The following is a 15,784-nucleotide window of genomic DNA, read 5'->3' on the forward strand; positions in this document are numbered from 1 at the left end:
ATTCGAGCTCGGTCCCGGGGATCCTCTAGAGTCCGCCCTCGGAGCCGCGGCGAGCTGGGCGATCTACATCCTTGCGTCGGCGCGTGTCGGCGCGGCGTTCCCGCGCCTGGACGGTCTGGCCGTCGCGATGGCCATCGGCGCCCTCCTGTCGCTGCCGTTCGGCATCGTCCAGGCGGGCGCAGCGCTGCTGCGACCGGAGATGCTCGGGCTCGGCGCTGCGGTCGCCCTGCTGTCGTCGACCCTGCCGTACGCGTTCGAGCTGATCGCCCTGCGCCGGCTTCCGGCGGCGGCGTTCGCCATCCTGATGTCGCTCGCCCCGGCAGTGGCGGCGTTGGCCGGGTGGGCGCTGCTCGGACAGCACCTGGCGTGGCTCGAGATCGTGGGAATCGTGATGGTGATCGCGGCATCCATCGGAGCCGTGCGCGCCGCTGGACGCCGTGTTCGCGCTGCCGTCGAGCCCATCGGTTGAGTCGAAAGCCTCCCCGCTGCCGGAAGCCCTGCGGGCGGTGATCAGCCGACGTTCGGGTGACGGATAGTCGCGCGTGACAGGATGCCGCGGTGACCTCGCGCTCCTCGACATCCGGCCGCGGCGGCTCGACGAGGCGTCGGCCCGTTCGTCGCCGTCCGGCCCTCAGCGCCCGGCGGCGACGTCAGCTGCGACGTCGCCGGGCACTCGCGTGGGCGGTCGTGGCGGTGCTCGCCACCGGTCTCGGCGTCGCGGGGGTGGCGATCGGTCAGGCCGTCCGTCATGCCGCGGTCTGCGCGGAGGCGGAGGGATTCGGACGGCAGCAGCTGGACAACGCGCGCAGCATCGTGGCGGCCGGACGCGACGCGGGGTTGCCTGCGCGCGACCAGACGATCGCAGTGATGACGGCGCTGGGGGAGTCCAGTCTGCAGAACATCGACTACGGCGATTGGGAGACGAGCGGGGTGACCAACCCCGACGGCTCACGCACGACCTCGATCGGTCTCTTCCAGCAGCAGGACAGCTGGGGAACGCGGGAGCAGCGGCTCGATCCCTACACGGCGGCGAGCCTGTTCTACCGCGCCATGGTCGAGAAGGTGCCCGAGCCCGAGCGGTCGGCGACGGCGCCCACGGAGGTCGCCCATCGGGTGCAGATCAATCGCGATCCGACGCACTACGCCCCGTACTGGCCGCTGGCCGAGCGGATCGTCGCCGTGCTCGACGATCAGACCGTCGTCGACACCTGCCTCTGACGGGCCTGCCCCTGGGGTCGTCCTGTCTCGACCGCGACGACCGCGGCCACGGTTCCGGCTGCGGCGACCAGCAGCATGCCGAGCGATGACGGCAGGAAGGTCGCCCCGCCGATCGCCGCCACGCCGAGCAGCAGGATCGTGTTTCCGGTCGCGGTCAGCTGGCTGCGCAGGTTCAGTGCCCAGATGCCGAGAACGAAGAGCACCACGGGAACCGTCAGGGTCGCATGGGCGGCGATGCTCGACAGGTGCGCCTCATGACCGATGTCGTCGACCGCGATCTCGATGCCGGCCGAGAAGGCGCCGGCGGCGGCGAAGATCGCGTAGTGGAAGTAGCCGTAGCGGATCGAGGAGCCGAGGGTGCGGATGTGTCCGGTGTGCTCGCGGGAGAAGTACACCCACCACATGCCGGCGGCGATGACGAGGCCCGCTGCCGACACGACGATCAGTTCGGTCAGGTGCTCCTGCTCCTGGAGCGCGGCGATGATGGCTCCCGCCGAGGCCAGGATCGACTCGCCGAGGAGGATGAGGGTGAACAGGCTGTAGCGCTCGGTGATGTGGTGGGCGTTCCACGGTGCGTGTTCGCGATGCTCGGCCCAGACCGGCACGAGCACCTCGGCCGCCACCAGCACGAAGAACGCGACGAGGCCCGCCGTCGGTGGGAGCAGCAGCCGCAGCACCCACGCGACCTGCACGACGGTGATGCCGGCGGCGTAGCGCAGGCAGACGCGACGGAACTCGGGCACGGATGCCGCCGCGCGCAGCCATTGCCCCACCATCGCCAACCGCATGATCACGTAGCCGAGAGTGACGATCGTGAAGTCCTGATGTTCCATCGCGGCAGCGCTGCCGCTGGCCAGGACGAGCACTCCCGCCATCTGCACGATGGTCGTCACGCGGTAGGCCCAGTCGTCCACCGCGAACGAGGTGCCGAACCAGGTGAAGTTCATCCACGCCCACCAGATGGCGAAGAAGAGCATGAGGTAGCTGCCCACCCCCGCGCCGAGGTGGCCGTGCGATTCCATGTGGTGCAGCTGTTGGGACGACAGAGACACGGCGACCACGAACACCAGGTCGAAGAAGAGCTCGAGCGGGCTGGCGGCGCGGTGTTGCTCGCCCGCGTCGCGCGCTGTCATCCGTCGCAGGCCCCAGCGTGTGCGGTGCGGAGCGGCGTCGTGCGTCATGATCCCCCGATCGCCGCCTCCGTGCGGTGCGCGGCACGGGGAAAGATACCAGGCGCGTCGACGTCGGTGGGGCCGGGGAGCGTGTCCCCGACCCCACCGGGTCGCGGTGGCTCAGGCGCGGCGGCGCCGCAGGAGCACCGCGCCCGCGGCGATGAGCAGCACGGCGATGCCCGCCAGGGCGGTCCAGGGGCGGGCGTCGCCCCCGGTGCTCGCCAATGCCGCCGACGTCCCGGTCGTTCCCGTGGCCGTTCCTGCCGTGCCGGTCCCGGCGCCCGGATCGGTCCCGCCGTCCACGACCGCCGTCACGGTGGGGGCAAACGTCGAGGAGACGACCGTGCCACGGGTGTCGGCCACCCGATAGGTCACGGGAGCCGGGCTTCCCGTGTAGCCGGCGTCGGGGGTGAAGACGATCCGGTCGCCGACGAGGTCGTACCGGCCGCCGGTCACGGTGATACGGCGGACGATCCCGGCATCCGCCGCGGTGACGCTCGCGCGGGCGAACGTCTCGAACTCCTCCGATTCGGCGAGGGTGAGGGTGGCGGGGTCGAACGGGACGTCGGGATCGCCCGGTTCGTCGTTCGCCAGCGGTGCGATGCTGATCGGTGCGCCCGCGGGGCCGCTGGCCGTGTCGGGGCGTGCGATCGGGGTCACGGCGACGTAGCCGTCACCGAGATCGCCGACGAAGGAGGCGACCCAGGCGAGTGCCGAGTTCCAGTTGACGGTGATCTCGTTGACCGACCACGCTCCGATGTCGTCGACGTAGCACGCCTGCGCCGCGCACCCTTGCAGCCAGGCGCCCGCCACCGGGTCCTGGATGGAGGAGTTCGGTCCACCCGCCACCGTGCCCTTCGGCGGGTGCGGCAGCGACGGATCGAGCGCGTGGGCGTACCACCGGCTGTGCTGGTTCTGCGAGTACTTCGTGCCGTAGCCGGTGACGTACGACTGTGCGAGCAGATTGCGCCCGAACAGGTAGTCGTAGCCTTCGATCACGGCGTCCGCGTAGCGCGGCCGGTGCGTGAGGTCGAACGCCGTCGCGATGACGACCTGGTTGTTGAGCACGGCCGAGTTGGATCCCCAGTCGTAGAGGCCCTCCTTCGGCGCGTAGGGCTGACCGAACGGCTGCGCCTTCTGATCCGCGATGAGCGCGTCGGCGGCATCCACCACCGACTGGCGGATCTGCGCGATGTCCGGCAGGTCGGCCCCGAAGCGTGCGAGCTGCATGCGTGCGAGCGCCGCGACATCGCCCCAGAAGAACCCGCCGGCGGTGAAGATGTCGGCATCGGTGTTCATCGCGAGGTGCAGGGGGTTCGTCTCGACGTCGGTGCGGTAGTCGCCCGCGCCCGTCGTGAGGTACAGCTCGGCGGCCGCCCAGTAGAACTCGTCGGTCACGTCGTCGTCGTCGTACGTGCCGCCGCCGGTGCCGTCTTCCGCCGGGGCGAGCAGCACCGGGTTGGTGCGAGCCGCCTCGTACGCCGTCTCGGCCGCGGTGAGCAACCGGGCCGCGAACGCGGGGTCGAACTCGGCGAACAGGCGCGAGCCCTGTGCCGCGACCGCGGCGAGGTTGAGCGTCGCCGCGGTCGACGGGCGGTGCAGCAGGCGCTCCTGCGGGTCCTGGTCGGGCAGCAGCGGCAGTCCGGTCCAGTTGCGGTCGGTCACCTTGTGCCACGCCATGCCCGCGAGCGGGTCGCCGGCCGGTACCTGCATCTTCAGCATCCACTCGAGCTCCCACCGGGCCTCGTCGAGGATGTCGGGAACGCCGTTGCCGTGCTCGGGCACCGCGAGAGTGCCGTCGGCGAGGGATGCCGTGGTGCTGGCGGCCTTGGCGCGCTCCCACGCCGACAGCAGCTGCGCGACGGCGATGCCGCCGTTGACGACGTACTTGCCGTGGTCGCCCGCGTCGTACCAGCCGCCGCTCACATCGTGGCGGTCGGTGCACGTCCAGCCGTCCGACCAGGTCTGCGGCTCGAGGCAGGCCACGTCGGTGTCGCCCTGGTTGGGGGCGACGCCGAGGTGACCGGCCGGACGCGCGTACTCGGCGCCGGCGATGGCGCCGTCGATCGCGATGCCCGAGCGGTTCGTGTAGAAGAAGCGCAGCGAGTCGGTGCGCAGCGACTGGAAGACGTCGTCGGAGATGGCGAACGGGAAGCTCTGCTGATCGCCGACGTGGAGGGTGTACCCCGTGCCGGGGGCGTGCACCCCGCCGAAGTCGACGGTGTGCACGTTCGTGCCCGCGCTCGGATCGAGGCCGGCAGGGGTGGTCGTGCCGGTGGCCACGATCGCGCCGCCCGGCGCCTGCAGCGACCACTCCAGCGGTGTGGTGGCGTCGGTGACGACCGTCGCGCGCTTGGGTCCTCGAGTGAGGTAGCCGACCTGGTTCACCTTCACGGCCGGGCCGGTGTCGGCGCGGTAGGTGTACTTCGTTCCGGTGAGGGTGACGTCGTCGACGCAGACGACGGTGCCGCTCGGCATCCCGCCGATGCGGAACTGGATCTGCCCGAGGTGGAAGGTGTCGGCCGCGGTGGTCGTGAAGGTGAACGACTGCGGCGTGGGCGTGGCGGTGAGCTCGAACGACTTCTGCAGCCACGACACCTGGTCGGGGCCGGAGTACGTGCCGACCTGCGTCGAGGCGTTCAGCGTGGCGGGCGATCCGCCGGGGGCGACGGCGGATGCCGTGAAGCTCAGCCGGAAGGCCGTGTCGCCGGGCATCGGGATGTCGTTGTGTCCGAGCAGCAGGTCCCAGACGTTGGCGGTGTCGGCGCCGATGGTGGCACACATCTGCTGATCGGGGTTGGAGAGGGTGACCGCTCCGGCCGTCCACCAGGGGCTCGTCCCCGTCGCGAAGGTGGGGTTGGGCAGCAGCTGATCGGTGCCGACGGTCGGTTCGGTGGGTTCGGTGGGGTCGGTGCCGCCGCCGTTTCCACCGCCGATGCCGGTCGCGACGATCGAGACGTCGTCGAGCCAGAACGTGCCGGCGGCGTTGCCGCCGAGGCGGAACTGCACGTCGGAGGCGGTGCCCTGCCCGAAGTCCTCGGCCGTGAACCTCGCGGTCACCTCCTGCCAGTCGGCGGTCAGCGGCGTCTCGATCGCGGTGTAGGTGCTGAAGGTGGCGTTGGGCGTCGTGGGCGCGACCTGCGTGCGTAGCGTGATTCCGGTGCGGTCGGCGCGGACCTTGGCCGAGAACGCGTACTCGGTGCCGGCGACGAGCGCGACGCCGCCCTGCCCCACGATCACCTCCCAGGGGTTCGTGGAGGCGGGGAAGTCAGCGCGCAGGGCGCCGTCTTCTGTCGTGAGGGAGCCCGCGCTCGACCACCAGTGATCGGTCGTTGCGGCGATGTCTCCGTTGAGGACCAGGTTCTCGACGCCCACCGCCGACGCCGCTGCGGGAAGCGCGGCAGCGGCTCCTCCGATCAGGGCTCCGACGACGAGGACGGCCGTCAGGCGCCGGAGGCGCCCTCTTCTCGCATGCATGCAGGCTCCTTCGCTCTGTGATGACGCCGCCGTCGTTGCGACGCGTGGGAGCGCTCTCAGAGAGCGCTCCCACGAAACATAGCAGAATCTATGCGAACGCATCAGGGAGGCCAGCGGCCCGGGTGTGAGGGGTCGACGGTGTTACGCGGCGCGCACGGCGACGAATGCCGAGGGCTCGAGATCGCCGGTCGGCGAGACGAAGATACGCTTCGCCTCCGCCGGAGTGCGGGGGTCGAACACGAGCGGACGCGTCTCGCCCTCGGCGGGTACGTCGCGCGGCGGCAGGAGGGCCAGGCACGTGACCCAGCGGCGCGCGCCCTGAGCGTCGTCGAACGCGAAGGTGAGGGACACCGCCGCGCGCGAGGCGGCCATGGCCTCGGTTGACAGCTGCGGCGACGAGGTGACCTCGGCGTCGACGAGGCGGCCGGTGGTCAGGAGTTCAGCGGCCAGGTCGGCGTTGCGCCGGCGGAAGCGCTGCGCGCGCAGGCGGCCGATGATGCTCGTGAGACCCAGGGCGATGAAGATGCCGGGCAGCCACCAGATGCCCGCGTACATGATCCACGCGCCGACGCCCCAGGCCTCGTCCTCGTGGAAGACGGGGTCGACGGCGACGCCCACGGCATCCGGCGTCGCCCACATCGGCAGCGAGAGGAGCACGCCGGTCGCGAGGCCGAGAAGGACGATCGATGCCGGGCCGAGAAAGGCGTAGTACGTGCGCCGGCCCGTGTAGCGATGGTTCCACGCCGAGTAGGCGCCCATCGTGATGATGCTGCCGATGATGCCCACCGGCAGCGCCGTCGATCGGACGGCGACGGGGATGCCGCCGTCCCAGGTGCTGAACACGCTGTTGAGCGACACGATGCGCACCTGGTCGAAGAAACCGCCGATGCCGAAGCCGACGATCGCTGCCGCCGCGAACCCCGCGAGTCCCCAGAGGATGGTGGCCGTCAGTGCGCGCGGCGAGCCGACGAGCTTTCGATCCCGTTCGGCGGCCACGGCTTTCGGATCGGTGAGGCTCATGGCTTCCAGCCTATGAGGCCGGTGGGGGAGCCGGTGGAGGGGCTGACGGGAATCGAACCCGCGCTGTCTGCTTGGGAAGCAGAAGTTCTGCCATTGAACTACAGCCCCGTGACGACCTGACGGCCGTGCCCGTCCAGCATACCCACGAAAGCCGCAGCCCCGAACGTCTGTACAGATGTAGGAACAGGTCAGTGGATGCCGCGGTTAGCGTGAACACGCTCAGATCGAGCGCACCCATCCACACGACCCGGAGGACCGATCATGGCCTACGTCACCACCGAAGACGGCGCGGAGATCTACTACAAGGACTGGGGCAGCGCCGACGCCCAGCCCATCGTCTTCCACCACGGCTGGCCCCTCTCGTCCGACGACTGGGACGCGCAGCTGCTCTACTTCCTCGACAAGGGCTACCGCGTCGTCGCCTCCGACCGCCGCGGCCACGGGCGCTCGTCGCAGATCGCCACCGGTCATGACATGGACCACTACGCCAGTGACGTGAGCGCCGTCGTCGAGCACCTCGACCTGCGAAACGCCGTCCACATCGGCCACTCCACGGGAGGCGGCCAGGTCGCGCGCTACGTCGCGAAGTACGGCGAGCCCCAGGGGCGCGTCGCCAAGGCCGTGCTCGTCGCCGCCGTGCCCCCGATCATGCTGCAGAGCGACAGCAACCCCGAGGGCACCCCGCTGGGGGTGTTCGACGGCTTCCGTGAGGCTCTCGCAGCCAACCGCGCCGAGTTCTTCGAGGCCGTGGCGTCCGGCCCCTTCTACGGCTTCAACCGCGAGGGTGTCACGCCGTCCCAGCCCGTCATCGACAACTGGTGGCGGCAGGGAATGACCGGCAGCGCACAGGCCCACTATCTCGGCATCAAGGCGTTCTCCGAGACCGACCAGACCGAAGATCTCAAGGCCATCACCGTGCCGGTGCTCGTGCTGCAGGGTGACGACGACCAGGTCGTGCCGTACAAGGCCGCGGCGCTTCTGCAGCACCAGCTGCTGCAGAACTCGACCCTCAAGATCTACGAGGGCTACCCGCACGGCATGCTGACCACGCACGCGGACGTCATCAACCCCGACATCCTCGCGTTCATCCAGTCCTGACCACCCGGTCGCGAACCGCCCGCTTTGCGCCGGGCGCCGCACTCCCCGTCACTCCGACAGGTGCTGCACCGTGTTCGTGTAGGTGATCGAATCGGCCGTCGATCCGACGAGGCCGAGGGTCACGCCGAACATCGAGTCGAGGCCTTCGGCGGGCGGCGGGGTGTCGGCGCCCAGCGTGAGCAGCTTTCCGCCCGGAAGCGTCGCGCTGAGCGAGTTGATGTAGACGGCCACGTGCCCGTCGAGGGTCATCGTGTCGGCCGTCGTCGTCAAGATGGGGCCGGTGTCGCGCCGGACGGTCAGGCTGAATCCGGAGATCGTGATGCGGTCGGCTTCGAGCTTCAACGCCGTCGTCCGCGACCCGTCCGCGAGGGGAACGGTCACGACCGAGATGCCGCGCAGCCCGCTGAACGACAGCGATTTCGAGCCGAGCTGGGCCGACGGCTGCGTGAAGACGGGACCCTGCTCGTCGGCGATGGGCGCCACCGCCGGCGGGGTGGTGCCTTCCGACGGCGACGGAGACGGCGAGGGCTGCCCGGGCTCCGGAAGGCCGGGGATGGTCGGCAGGCTCGGGGTGCCGGGAACCGACGCGCTCGCCGACGGTGACGGACTGGGCGTCGGGGACGGCGACGAGTGGCAGGGCATGATGATCGGAATGCACCACTCGGTGGGCCGTGCGCCGGAGGTCTCGGCGGCTGCCGCGGGCAGGGCTGCGGCACCGACGGCGCTCGGCACGAGCGCGATGAGCGCGGCCGCCCGCAGCGCGGAACGAGCGCGCCGCGTGGTCATCGCGTGACCGCCTCGTCGGGGACGATCGCCTCCTCGGCATCCGCCTCAGCCGTCGGCTCCGACTTCGCGGTGCGCGCGGCTCTCGGCATCCACGACACCGCGAGGATGCCGCCGACCGCCGACAGCACGAACCCGATCAGGAACCCGCCCAGGTTCACCCCCACGATCGAGTAGACGCTCGTCGCCAGCGCGATCACGCCGTACAGGATGCGGTGCGCCGGCGTGGCGATCACGAGGGCGCCCAGCACGATGAGCAGCAGCGGGATCACGACCGCCTGCAGTCCCTCGATGCCGAGGTGGATGTGCAGGCGTCCGAAGTCGAGCTGACTCGACCCGAACATCGCGAGGCCGCCGACGATGAGCAGGATGCCGCCCACGAGCGGCCGATCCTTCCGCCACGCGCGCGCCGGTCGATCGCCCGTGGGCGTCGGCTCTGTCCGGTCCTCGGGCTCGGATGCGGGCTCGGCAGTGGGCTCAGCGCTGCGCGCGGCCCGGCGTGTCAGAAGCATCCGCTCGACCCGTCCGTCAGCTTCAGCGACATTCCGGTGAGCGTGAAGACCGAAGCCTGCGTGCTCCACGAGATCTGCTGGAGGTTGTTGATCGTGACGCTGTCGGCATCCTGGGCGAAGTCTCCCGCCGAGCCCTTCGCCGCGGTGTTCACGGTGGAGGCGTCGACGCCGATGCGGATGTTGGAGAACGATGAATCGCCCTTGAGGTCGGTCATGCCGATCTGCAGGTCGCTGGCGGTGGCGGGGTTGCCGCCGCCACCGGCCGTGATGAGCACACCCACCTTGCCGAGCGGGGTGTCGGAGATCACGGATTGGCAGAGATCGTAGAGCTGCGCCGACGCGATGTTGGCGATCGCGACGTTGTGCGAGCCGCCCGCCGTGTCTTGCGTCACGCCCGCATACTGCGAGAACCCGGTGCCCTCGAGCTTGGACGCGCTGATCTGGAACTGGCTGCCGGAGACGGCGAAGGAGACCGGAACGGCGCCCTGCGCGACGCCGCCGAGGAGGAACGTGGAGGCGAGGACGACGGGAATGGTGGCGAGGGTGATGCGTCCCGCGCGGGAGCGAGTCGGGTTCGAGAGTCTCATCGATCCTCCGGATGCCGGGGCGCCGGCTCCGCTGCCGACGCGTTCGATCATCGACTGTGCGCCTCAATTGACAATCAGTCAATAAGGGAGGCGCCTCTGTGAGAGAACTCTCACGAAAAGTGGCCGTGGGACCGCGCCCACCGCCTCGGTAGGGTCGAGGACATGTCCACGGAGCAGCGGCGTCGTCTGTCGCGCGAAGATCGGCGTGCCCAGCTGATCGCCTCGGGCGTCGCGTTCCTCGCGTCGCAGCCGCTGGACGAGCTGACCATCGAGGCGCTCGCCGAGCGCGAGGATGTCTCGCGCGCACTGGTGTTCCACTACTTCGGCACCCGGCAGGGCCTGCACACCGCGGTGGTCACGACCGCCCGCGACGCGCTGATCGCGGCATCCGCCCCGCGCGCGGAGCTGGCTCCGCGTGCCCGCCTCGACGACACGATCGAGCGGATCGTCGCCTTCGTACGCGCGCATCGCGGCACCTTCTATTCGCTGGTGCGAGGTGTCGCCAGCGGCGACCCCGTCGTCCGCCAACTCGTCGACGAGGCCCGCGACGAGAACGCGCACCGCATCGTCGACGTGTTCCACGAGCTGGGTCACGCCGACTCGCCCATGCTGTCGGTGGCCGCACGCGCCTGGGTCGCGTTCGCCGAGGACGTGCTCATCGAGCTCGGGCTCGAATCCGACCGGCCCGCCGGTGAGATCGTCGCCTTCCTGTCGCGTTCGGCGCTGGCGATCGCGGCATCCGTCGACCGCTGAGCGCGCCGCGCTGTCGCCGTGCGGCCAGTAGGCTGGCCGCGTGCTGCTCAGTGACCGCGACATCCGCACCGAGATCTCCTCCGGCCGCGTCGGACTCGACCCGTGGGATGCCGCGATGGTGCAGCCGTCGAGCGTGGACGTGCGTCTGGATCGCTACTTCCGGCTGTTCGACAACCACAAGTACCCCTTCATCGATCCCGCCGAGGACCAGCCCGATCTCACCCACCTCATCGAGGTGCGCCCCGACGAGCCATTCATCCTGCACCCGGGCGAGTTCGTCCTCGGCTCGACGTTCGAACAGGTGACGCTGCCCGACGACATCGCCGCGCGCCTGGAGGGGAAGTCCTCGCTCGGGCGCCTCGGACTGCTGACGCACTCGACCGCGGGCTTCATCGACCCCGGATTCTCCGGTCACGTCACCCTCGAGCTGTCGAACGTCGCGACGCTGCCGATCAAGCTGTGGCCGGGGATGAAGATCGGTCAGCTGTGCTTCTTCCGTCTGTCCTCTGCGGCAGAGAACCCTTACGGAACGGGCCCGTACCTCAACCGCTATCACGGTCAGCGGGGTCCGACCGCGTCGCGGTCGTTCCAGAACTTCCACCGCACCGATGTCGGCGCGACGGACGCCGGGTCGCGGGGGGCCTGAGCGCACGACGGGCGGGCCCGTCGCTCTAGCAGAGTGGCCGCGCGGAGGCCAGGTCTCGGTCGTCGCCGCCGGCCTGGCTACCCTGGAACGATGACGGAGATCGCCCCGGCCGCCGACCCGCTCGCTCCTCGTCCCCTCGCCCGCTGGGTGTTCTGGCCGGCCGTGGTCATCATCGTCGCCGTCGCGGCCTTCGCGGTGCTCTTCCCCGCGGCGGCGGAGGCCGCGTTCGCCACCATCCAGGGGGCGATCATCCGGACCTTCAGCTGGTACTACGTCCTGATCGCCGCGTTCTTCGTCGCGTTCGCGCTCGTCCTGGGCTTCAGCCGCTTCGGCGACATCAAACTCGGCAAGGACGAGGACGAGCCCGAGTTCTCCCTGGGAGCCTGGTTCTCGCTGCTGTTCGCGGCGGGGATGGGCATCGGTCTCGTCTTCTACGGGGTCAGCGAGCCGCTCAGCCACTACGTCACACCGCGTCCCGGCGTCACCGGCACCGACGCGCAGCTGGCGCAGAGCGCGTTGACCCAGACCTACCTGCACTGGGGTGTGCAGGCGTGGGCGATCTACGTCGTGATCGGCGTCGCCCTCGCCTACGCGATCCACCGCCGGCGCCGTCCGATCTCCATCCGCTGGGCGCTGGAGCCGCTGCTCGGCCATCGCGTGCGCGGGGCATGGGGAAACGCGATCGACACCCTCGCTCTCGTCGGCACCGTCTTCGGTGTCGCGACCTCACTGGGGCTGGGCGTCATGCAGATCGGCGCGGGGCTGTCCAGCGCGGGCCTCGGTACGCCCGACACCGCGATGCAGATCGTGATCATCGGCGTGATCACGGTCTTCGTGTTGCTGTCGGTGCTGTCGGGCGTCGGCAAGGGCATGAAGTGGCTGTCGAGCTTCAACCTGATCCTCGCCGCGGCGCTGCTCGTGTTCATCCTCTTCGCGGGGCACACCGAGTACCTCCTGCGGGAGTGGGTGCAGTCGATCGGCGCCTACCTGCAGAACTTCGTCGGGCTGAGCTTCACGGTCAGCGCCTTCCAGGGCGCAGCCGGCGAGCAGTGGCAGGCGTCGTGGACGTCGTTCTACTGGGGCTGGTGGATCTCGTGGGCGCCCTTCGTCGGCATCTTCATCGCCCGGGTGAGCAAGGGGCGGACGGTCCGTGAGTTCGTACTGGGCGTGCTCATCGTTCCCACGCTCGTCGGCATCCTCTGGTTCGCCGTTCTCGGAGGCTCGGCGCTGTACCAGGAGCTCACCGTGCCCGGCTCGATGCTCGCCGCCGACGGCACGGTCGATCTGCAGGGTGCACTCTTCCAGCTGTTCACCCACCTGCCGGCCGGACCGGTGCTGACCGTGGGCGCCATCCTGCTGATCGGCATCTTCTTCGTCACCTCGGCAGACTCGGGTGCGCTCGTGATGGGCATGCTGGCCACCGGCGGCGACGTCGAGCCGAAGCGGTGGGTGCGGGTGTTCTTCACGCTCGCGACGGCGGTGCTGGCCGTCGCCCTGCTGCTGGCCGGGGGGCTGTCGGCGCTGCAGACCGCGGCGGTCACGATCGCCCTGCCGTTCAGCGTCGTGATGCTTCTCATCTGCTGGTCGACGGTGATCGCCTTCCGGCGCGAGCGACGGGTCTACGACCGTGCGCAGCGTGCTCAGCTCGTCGACTACGTCGGTGAGCACTACGGGCTCGACGTCGAACACGGCAACGAGCAGGGCGTACGGATGCCGGGATGGTGGCGCCGCCCGCCCCGCTGACCGCGCGGGCAGGCGGTCAGGCGCTCGCAGCGGAGCGCCCTGCGCTGAATCCGGCGGCGAAGCCGCGCTCGTAGGCGCCCTCGGCGGCGCGCTGGCGGGGTGAGTGGTCGCGGCATCCTTCGCCGTCGGGTCCGGCGTGGTGGTGGATGCCGCGTCCGAATCCCGGTCCGCCGGGTACGAAGCCGTGCTGGTGGGGGCCGAAGCGGTGCCCGCGGGGGCCGAATCCACGACGGTGGCGCGGGTGGCCGCCGTCATCGAGGTCGTCCGGCGCGCCGAGCGCGCGGGCGACGGCGTCGAGGGTGGCGCCGGCGGCGGCCAGCTCCTCCGCGGACGCGGCCTCGTGCAGGCGGGCGTCGAACTGCTCGGCGTGCCGGCGCAGCCCGTCCGCGGCGTCGCGCCCCGCATCGGTGAGCGACCAGGTGCCGTCGGTCTCGGCGATCCAGCCGCGTTCGGCGAGTCGACGCAGGCCCTTGCCGCCATGGGGGTGCTGGCGAAGGCGCGTGAGCAGTTCCGCCGCCTGTTCGGAGGCGAGAGCACGCAGAAGGCGCGCCTCGCGCGGACGGATGCCGTCGGCGGCGAGGGCCCGGGCGCGATCGTGCCAGAGGGCGCGATCGACCGCGCGGACGCTGCGGACGAAGTCGCGGGGGTCGGGGGTGGTGGGGGTGCTGTCAGGGGTGTCGGTGGGGGTCTCCATGGGAGGTCCTTTCATCGGGTGATCGCCGGGCGATCTCATTTGCATGTCAAAGTGCATGTGCATGTAGTGTGACATGCAGTCTGAGAACATGTCAAGCGACATGTAAATTTGAGGGATGACGGATGCCGACTCTCCCTCCTCCGCCACGGACCTCGACGCGATCGATGCGGCCCTCGGCCGGCTGCGCGGGCGGGGACCCCGGCCCGGTGGCGCTGGAGCCCATCGCGGCGCTCCGCACGGGTTCGGCCCCCGCGGGCACTGGCCCGCTCCGCCGGAGGGCGGCCCCGCGATGCGGATGGGCGGCGGCCCCGCGCGCCTGCGTCTGATCGAGGCGCTGCACGCGGCATCCCACCCCCTGAGCGTGAGCGAACTGGGCGAGGCGATCGGTGTCGATCAACCCCGGGCGTCGCGGCTGGTGCAGCAGAGCGTCGAGATGGGCCTCGTGCAGCGCGAAGCCGACCCCGACGACGCCCGTCGCACCCGGATCGCTCTCACGCCCGTGGGAGAGCAGTTCGCGCGCGGGTTCCGGGGCCGGCGCCGCGAGCATCTGACCGCGGCGTTGAGCGATTTCAGCGCGGACGAGCGTGCGGAGCTGGCCCGCCTGCTCACGAAGCTCGCTGCGGCCTGGCCGCGCGACTGAGGCGGGGACTCACCCCTCGGGCCAGATCTCGTCGACCTCGAGCGTCAGATCGATGATCTGCTGAAGCAGCCCGCCCATGGTCGTTGCCCGCAGCAGGCGCTGCTGGTCGTACTCCACCAGGGGCGCGATCGCGGCGACCTGCCAGGCGGCGGCGACGGGATCGGACGACAGCTCGATGTGCGCGCCCCAGGGGGCATCGGGAAAGCGGCCGAGCACGCGGCGCACGATGGCCTCGGCCTCGGTGCGCAGCGGCGTCAGCGCGTCGTTCCAGGCCAGCGGCTCCTGCAGCGAGACCTCCGCCCGGGGGTACGGGTCGTCGTCGAGCCAGCGGTCGACGGTGAAGCGGTCGGTGCCGATGGCGACCACCTGGAGGGCATCGGCGCCGGCGGCGACATCGACCAGGCGGGCCAGTGTGCCGATGCCGGAGCGCTGGTCGCCGCCGCCGGTCTCGTGCCCGCGGTCGATGAGGACGACCCCGAACTGCGGATCATCGCTGTCGAGCAGTTCGCCCATCAGGCGCAGGTAGCGCGGCTCGAAGACGCGCAGCGGCAGGGGTGTGTGGGGAAAGAGCACCGATCCGAGAGGGAACATCGGCATGACGGTCATGCGCCCAGTCAACACCGACGGACGTACAGTGGGCGCGTGCCTCGCCTTCCCGCATCGATCCGCCCCGACGTTCCCGGCCCCGGACAGGAGTCGGTCTGGGACTATCCGCGCCCGCCACGCGTCGAGCCGGTGCCCGTGCGTGTGACCATCCGTCTCGGCGGCCAGCTCATCGTCGACACCCACGATGCCGTGCGCGTGCTCGAGACGAGCCACCCGCCCGTCTACTACCTTCCGATCGCCGACTTCGCGCCGGGCTCCCTCGTGGATGCCGAGGGGTCGTCGTTCTGCGAGTTCAAGGGCGCCGCGCGCTATCTCGACGTGGTCGGCGGCGGCATCACGCGGGCACAGGCCGCGTGGAACTATCCGCATCCCGCGCCGGGGTACGCGGCGCTGAGCGACCGGGTGGCGGTCTACGCCGCTGCGATGGACGAGTGCACGGTCGATGGGGAAGTCGTCACGCCGCAGCCGGGTGGCTTCTACGGCGGCTGGATCACGGCGAACGTGCTCGGCCCGTACAAGGGCATCCCGGGTTCGATGGGGTGGTGACGGCGCCGGACGGCTACCGTGGGTGTATGGCCTCTGACAGCTTGACCGATCCCCTCGAGGCCGCGCCCGCGCCCGACACCCAGACCGACGCCGACTCCGCGGCATCCACCGACATCCCGTCGACCCCCGGCTTCGCCGATCTCGGCCTCGACGCCGCCGTGCTGAAGGCGCTGAAAGATGTCGGCTACGAGACGCCGTCGGCGATCCAGGCGGCGACGATTCCCGCGCTGCTCGCCGGCCGCGACGTGCTGGGCACCGCGCAGACGGNCACGGGCAAGACGGCGGCCTT

General features: G+C 70.5%; 16 protein-coding genes, 1 tRNA gene and 1 pseudogene. 9 read left to right on the plus strand and 9 right to left on the minus strand.

Annotated features, from left to right (window positions below):
* A partial coding sequence (locus tag I5I_RS12525) for an EamA family transporter (protein WP_036320200.1) occupies positions 1–469 on the plus strand: 469 nt, incomplete at its 5' end.
* A gap of 89 nt (positions 470–558) precedes the next feature.
* The gene (locus I5I_RS12530; protein ID WP_239640115.1) at positions 559–1,218 is read left to right on the plus strand and encodes a peptidase M23; all 660 of its coding nucleotides are present in this window, start codon (positions 559–561) and stop codon (positions 1,216–1,218) included.
* On the opposite strand, the gene I5I_RS12535 is transcribed toward I5I_RS12530, so the two are convergent.
* The 4 genes from I5I_RS12535 to I5I_RS12550 form a co-directional block, all read right to left on the minus strand.
* A complete protein-coding gene (locus I5I_RS12535; protein ID WP_036320223.1) occupies positions 1,191–2,351 on the minus strand; it encodes a low temperature requirement protein A in 1,161 nt (386 codons plus the stop codon). The two genes, I5I_RS12530 and I5I_RS12535, sit on opposite strands and share 28 nt — an antisense overlap.
* A 159-nt stretch (positions 2,352–2,510) precedes the next feature.
* On the minus strand, positions 2,511–5,867 hold the full coding sequence (locus tag I5I_RS12540; RefSeq protein WP_051039617.1) for a glycoside hydrolase family 9 protein: 3,357 nt from the start codon (positions 5,865–5,867) through the stop codon (positions 2,511–2,513).
* Between the two features lie 141 nt (positions 5,868–6,008).
* On the minus strand, positions 6,009–6,887 hold the full coding sequence (locus I5I_RS12545) for a hypothetical protein (RefSeq protein WP_036320202.1): 879 nt from the start codon (positions 6,885–6,887) through the stop codon (positions 6,009–6,011).
* Positions 6,888–6,921: 34 nt separating this feature from the next.
* Positions 6,922–6,995 (minus strand) — tRNA-Gly (locus I5I_RS12550).
* 153 nt (positions 6,996–7,148) lie between these two features.
* Between I5I_RS12550 and I5I_RS12555 the strand changes: the two genes are divergently transcribed.
* The gene (locus I5I_RS12555; RefSeq protein WP_036320204.1) at positions 7,149–7,985 is read left to right on the plus strand and encodes an alpha/beta fold hydrolase; all 837 of its coding nucleotides are present in this window, start codon (positions 7,149–7,151) and stop codon (positions 7,983–7,985) included.
* Between the two features lie 48 nt (positions 7,986–8,033).
* On the opposite strand, the gene I5I_RS12560 is transcribed toward I5I_RS12555, so the two are convergent.
* From I5I_RS12560 to I5I_RS12570, 3 genes are read right to left on the minus strand one after another with little or no spacing between them, the layout of a single operon-like run.
* Positions 8,034–8,771, minus strand: a complete 738-nt coding sequence (locus I5I_RS12560) for a hypothetical protein (protein WP_036320205.1) — start codon at positions 8,769–8,771, stop codon at positions 8,034–8,036.
* A complete protein-coding gene (locus I5I_RS12565; RefSeq protein ID WP_036320208.1) occupies positions 8,768–9,280 on the minus strand; it encodes a DUF6114 domain-containing protein in 513 nt (170 codons plus the stop codon). The genes I5I_RS12560 and I5I_RS12565 overlap by 4 nt, the downstream gene beginning before the upstream one ends.
* Positions 9,271–9,867 (minus strand): DUF6230 family protein, encoded by a 597-nt coding sequence (locus I5I_RS12570; protein ID WP_016464019.1) that lies wholly within the window; start codon positions 9,865–9,867, stop codon positions 9,271–9,273. The genes I5I_RS12565 and I5I_RS12570 overlap by 10 nt, the downstream gene beginning before the upstream one ends.
* A 162-nt stretch (positions 9,868–10,029) precedes the next feature.
* Between I5I_RS12570 and I5I_RS12575 the strand changes: the two genes are divergently transcribed.
* From I5I_RS12575 to I5I_RS12585, 3 genes are all read left to right on the plus strand, one after another.
* Positions 10,030–10,620 (plus strand): TetR/AcrR family transcriptional regulator, encoded by a 591-nt coding sequence (locus I5I_RS12575; RefSeq protein WP_036320209.1) that lies wholly within the window; start codon positions 10,030–10,032, stop codon positions 10,618–10,620.
* A gap of 40 nt (positions 10,621–10,660) precedes the next feature.
* On the plus strand, positions 10,661–11,266 hold the full coding sequence (dcd, locus tag I5I_RS12580; protein ID WP_036320211.1) for a dCTP deaminase: 606 nt from the start codon (positions 10,661–10,663) through the stop codon (positions 11,264–11,266).
* Positions 11,267–11,356: 90 nt separating this feature from the next.
* Positions 11,357–13,009 carry a BCCT family transporter gene (locus I5I_RS12585; protein ID WP_036320213.1) on the plus strand — a complete coding sequence of 551 codons (1,653 nt, stop codon included), beginning with the start codon at positions 11,357–11,359 and terminating at the stop codon, positions 13,007–13,009.
* A gap of 16 nt (positions 13,010–13,025) precedes the next feature.
* On the opposite strand, the gene I5I_RS12590 is transcribed toward I5I_RS12585, so the two are convergent.
* Complete coding sequence (locus I5I_RS12590) at positions 13,026–13,703, minus strand: hypothetical protein (RefSeq protein ID WP_051039618.1); 678 nt, start codon at positions 13,701–13,703, stop codon at positions 13,026–13,028.
* A 115-nt stretch (positions 13,704–13,818) separates the two neighbouring features.
* Here I5I_RS12590 and I5I_RS17195 point away from each other — a divergent pair, with 115 nt between their 5' ends.
* On the plus strand, positions 13,819–14,343 hold the full coding sequence (locus tag I5I_RS17195; RefSeq protein ID WP_187289954.1) for a MarR family winged helix-turn-helix transcriptional regulator: 525 nt from the start codon (positions 13,819–13,821) through the stop codon (positions 14,341–14,343).
* 9 nt (positions 14,344–14,352) lie between these two features.
* On the opposite strand, the gene I5I_RS12600 is transcribed toward I5I_RS17195, so the two are convergent.
* Positions 14,353–14,949, minus strand: coding sequence for an LON peptidase substrate-binding domain-containing protein (locus tag I5I_RS12600; protein WP_036320217.1), 597 nt, complete (start codon positions 14,947–14,949; stop codon positions 14,353–14,355).
* A gap of 36 nt (positions 14,950–14,985) precedes the next feature.
* Here I5I_RS12600 and I5I_RS12605 point away from each other — a divergent pair, with 36 nt between their 5' ends.
* Together I5I_RS12605 and I5I_RS12610 are read left to right on the plus strand one after the other, a co-directional pair.
* Positions 14,986–15,495 carry a DUF427 domain-containing protein gene (locus I5I_RS12605; RefSeq protein WP_083868026.1) on the plus strand — a complete coding sequence of 170 codons (510 nt, stop codon included), beginning with the start codon at positions 14,986–14,988 and terminating at the stop codon, positions 15,493–15,495.
* Positions 15,492–15,784, plus strand: a pseudogene (locus I5I_RS12610) (DEAD/DEAH box helicase); the annotation flags it as partial. The gene I5I_RS12605 and the pseudogene I5I_RS12610, both read left to right, overlap by 4 nt.

This window comes from Microbacterium sp. B24 (assembly GCF_000333415.1).
Lineage (GTDB): Bacteria > Actinomycetota > Actinomycetes > Actinomycetales > Microbacteriaceae > Microbacterium.

Coding starts and splice junctions, on each gene's coding strand:
- I5I_RS12535 (WP_036320223.1), bottom strand. CDS start 2,351: ATGACAGCGCGCGACGCGGGCGAGCAACACCGCGCCGCCAGCCCGCTC.
- I5I_RS12540 (WP_051039617.1), bottom strand. CDS start 5,867: ATGCATGCGAGAAGAGGGCGCCTCCGGCGCCTGACGGCCGTCCTCGTC.
- I5I_RS12545 (WP_036320202.1), bottom strand. CDS start 6,887: ATGAGCCTCACCGATCCGAAAGCCGTGGCCGCCGAACGGGATCGAAAG.
- I5I_RS12555 (WP_036320204.1), top strand. CDS start 7,149: ATGGCCTACGTCACCACCGAAGACGGCGCGGAGATCTACTACAAGGAC.
- I5I_RS12560 (WP_036320205.1), bottom strand. CDS start 8,771: ATGACCACGCGGCGCGCTCGTTCCGCGCTGCGGGCGGCCGCGCTCATC.
- I5I_RS12565 (WP_036320208.1), bottom strand. CDS start 9,280: ATGCTTCTGACACGCCGGGCCGCGCGCAGCGCTGAGCCCACTGCCGAG.
- I5I_RS12570 (WP_016464019.1), bottom strand. CDS start 9,867: ATGAGACTCTCGAACCCGACTCGCTCCCGCGCGGGACGCATCACCCTC.
- I5I_RS12575 (WP_036320209.1), top strand. CDS start 10,030: ATGTCCACGGAGCAGCGGCGTCGTCTGTCGCGCGAAGATCGGCGTGCC.
- I5I_RS12585 (WP_036320213.1), top strand. CDS start 11,357: ATGACGGAGATCGCCCCGGCCGCCGACCCGCTCGCTCCTCGTCCCCTC.
- I5I_RS12590 (WP_051039618.1), bottom strand. CDS start 13,703: ATGGAGACCCCCACCGACACCCCTGACAGCACCCCCACCACCCCCGAC.
- I5I_RS17195 (WP_187289954.1), top strand. CDS start 13,819: ATGACGGATGCCGACTCTCCCTCCTCCGCCACGGACCTCGACGCGATC.
- I5I_RS12600 (WP_036320217.1), bottom strand. CDS start 14,949: ATGACCGTCATGCCGATGTTCCCTCTCGGATCGGTGCTCTTTCCCCAC.